Annotated in this window: 3 protein-coding genes; all 3 read right to left on the bottom strand. The window is 67.2% G+C overall.

Annotated elements, in window-relative coordinates; all coding sequences use genetic code 11:
- Window positions 1-344: 344 nt before the first annotated feature.
- The 3 genes from ABN028_RS35070 to ABN028_RS35060 all read right to left on the bottom strand — a co-directional run bounded on the left by ABN028_RS35070 (window position 345) and on the right by ABN028_RS35060 (window position 2053).
- Entirely contained in the window at window positions 345-644 is a 300-nt protein-coding gene (locus ABN028_RS35070) for an NAD-binding protein (protein WP_349699649.1), read from the bottom strand.
- Between the two features lie 140 nt (window positions 645-784).
- On the bottom strand, window positions 785-952 hold the full coding sequence (locus ABN028_RS35065; protein ID WP_349699648.1) for a hypothetical protein: 168 nt from the start codon (window positions 950-952) through the stop codon (window positions 785-787).
- Window positions 953-1099: 147 nt separating this feature from the next.
- On the bottom strand, window positions 1100-2053 hold the full coding sequence (locus ABN028_RS35060; RefSeq protein ID WP_349699647.1) for a glycoside hydrolase family 6 protein: 954 nt from the start codon (window positions 2051-2053) through the stop codon (window positions 1100-1102).
- Window positions 2054-2489: the final 436 nt, after the last annotated feature.

The following is a 2489-nucleotide window of genomic DNA, read 5'->3' as shown; positions in this document are numbered from 1 at the left end:
GGTTGACGGCAAAGGTGTCGCGCACCGCACCGACCGCACCGTTGATGACAGCTGTGTCATAACCGAAGAGAAAGCCGCCGAGCGCCGCCGCCGCGGCGACCGGGGCGACCCTGCCGGTCGGCCCCGCGGGCGCGCCCGGAGGTTCGGTCAGCTGCCTGGTCATGGGATCTCCTTCGTCGGCCCCATGACCAAAGTGCTGTGCTGATTGGCGTCCTCACTCCGTTCGGTCATGCCAGGATTTCTCCCCGACGGGGTGGATCGCACGCCTGCAGCGCGCCGGGCCTACCATCTGGCCTACCCGCCTGACCTACCGTCGGCCGCGCAGCAGTTCGATCACCGCTGAGTCATCGAGCCGGCCGAACCCAGCCCGACGAGCCCGCGAGGTAGAGCTGTTCGGCCGTGGTAGCGAGCGGTGTCGGGTAGTCGGCCGCCCGCGCCGCGTCAGTGACGAGGCCCATGTCCTTGACGAAGATGTCCAGCGCGCTCCTGGGCTGGTCGAAAGGCCCGTGCAGCATGCGTTCGCCCCGGTCGTCGAGGATGAACGACGCCGCCGCGCCATGCCGGATGATCTCCCAGCACGCTTCCGCGTCAAGTCCGATGGCCTCCGCGAAGGCCCGCTTCCGCGGCCACCACGATGTGAACACCGCAGAGCAGCTGGTTGACCAGCTTGACCTTCTGCCCGTCACCCACGGCCGGTCCCACCACCGGTGCCCGGCTGGATCCGCTGCCACTGGCCCCCGGGTCGGGAACTCGCCTGGCCGCGAAGCCATCGCGTCGACCACGGCTAGGCTAGGGAGCAGGCGCTCCCCGGGTCCTGGCCCCGCTCAGCGAGCCCGGCGATTAGCTCGACGAGCGTCTCCCGCCCAGCCTCGGTGGCGGCCCCGGTGAGTGCCGGGACGTCGAAGAGTTCGCGAGCAAGTGAGCCCGGCAATACCCATGGCGAGGTGCTCACCCGGCCGGACGGCGACGGCTGGGAGCCGATTTTGAGTGGGGTTGGTGACCCGGAGCAAACGGCGCCAGGGGCGGACCGGCCGGGGCCCCCGGGCCGCGTCGCCCGGAGACCCCGACCGGTCACGTCGGATCGACGGTGGACCGCCGGTCAGCGACCCTGGATCAGGCCGGCCGCCAGGTCCGGAGAAAACTCCCCGGCCGTCGTCGTGGCACCGGCACCACACGTGCCGTCGGACTCACCCGGCGCCTTGATCCAGAGCTCGAACTCCTTGGGCTCGCCGAGGCCGACCAGCCGGGCAGGAGTGCCCAGCTTGCGGCCGGCGGGGTTGCACCATTCGCCGTTCGCTGAGCCGTTGCCGTTCCGGCTCGTGTCGACGACGTACGACTTGGTAAGGCCGTACTTGGATGCCAGGGCCTTACGGATCGCTCCGCCGTAGGTGTCGCTCTCGGCCGTCGAGTAGAAGTTGGAGACGTTGACACTAAAGCCGCGGGCCTTGCCCACACCCGCCGCGGCCAGTCGGTCGGCCATCGTCGCGGGCGGGATCCAGTTGGCGTTGCCGCCATCGATGTACGTCATTGCCTGGGGCGCGTGCTCGGCCAGCTGCTCCACGCCGTACTTGATGAGATCGAGCCGGGTCTTCTTGCCGGCCTCGTCGGGAATGCAGTCGATCTGCGCCAGCGTGTCGGGCTCGAGGATGACCACCGCGGGGTTCGATCCGATGCCCTTGGCGAACGACGTGATCCAGGTGCGGTAGTCGTCCGGGCTCTCGACGCCACCGGCACTGTGCGACCCGCAGTCGCGCCCGTAGATGTTGTAGGCGACGAGTACCGGGAGGCTGCCGGCGTCGGCGGCCGCCTCGACGTACCCGCTCGCCTCCGCCCTGATGCGTTTGTTCCAGTCGCCGAACCAGCGCGCCGCGGGCTTGTTGGCGATGGTTTCCTCGATGGTCTTGGCGCGCTCATCGGAAGGATTCTTCTTGGCCCACAGAGCGGACTGCTGGGTGGGATCGACGTACAAACTCTCGGGCAGTGCCCCCGACGCGGTACGTGGCGGACGGTCATGGAGTTGGCGTGGCGCGGACGCGTTCTGGGAGAGTTCCATCCAAGGCGCCTCGGAGCAACCGACCAGTAAGCCGACTCCTGCAATGAGGCCGACACCGCATACGCCAGCTTTCACAACTTTGTCCCGCATCGTCTAGGCTCTCCGATCTTCCTGCCGATAGTGAAATTAGTGCGGCAAACTACCTGTGAGGTATTCGCAGGCATCGACAGAGGTTCGCTGATCTCTTCACGACTTGTCAAAAAAGGGCGCCGGAATTGCCCTCAAGGTCGAGGATGTCAAAAAGGAGCGACATGCCCCCGTCGCTCCTCGGCGTAGGATGCGGTGCTACGCGTGCGAGGCCGCGTCAATCTAGTGCCGCGTCAAGCAACGTTGGGTAGGTAATCGGGGCGTCGGATCTTGGAGTTGATGGCGAAGTGGCGTTTGGGGTGGCAGCGCTGGTTGCGCCAGCGGATATAGCCAGCGATCGCGGTCTGTT

Origin of the sequence: Actinopolymorpha sp. B17G11, assembly GCF_040196095.1 — a bacterium.
Lineage (GTDB): Bacteria > Actinomycetota > Actinomycetes > Propionibacteriales > Actinopolymorphaceae > Thermasporomyces.
Note: the sequence above shows the minus strand (reverse complement) of the source record. Positions and strands in the feature narration are given on the sequence as shown.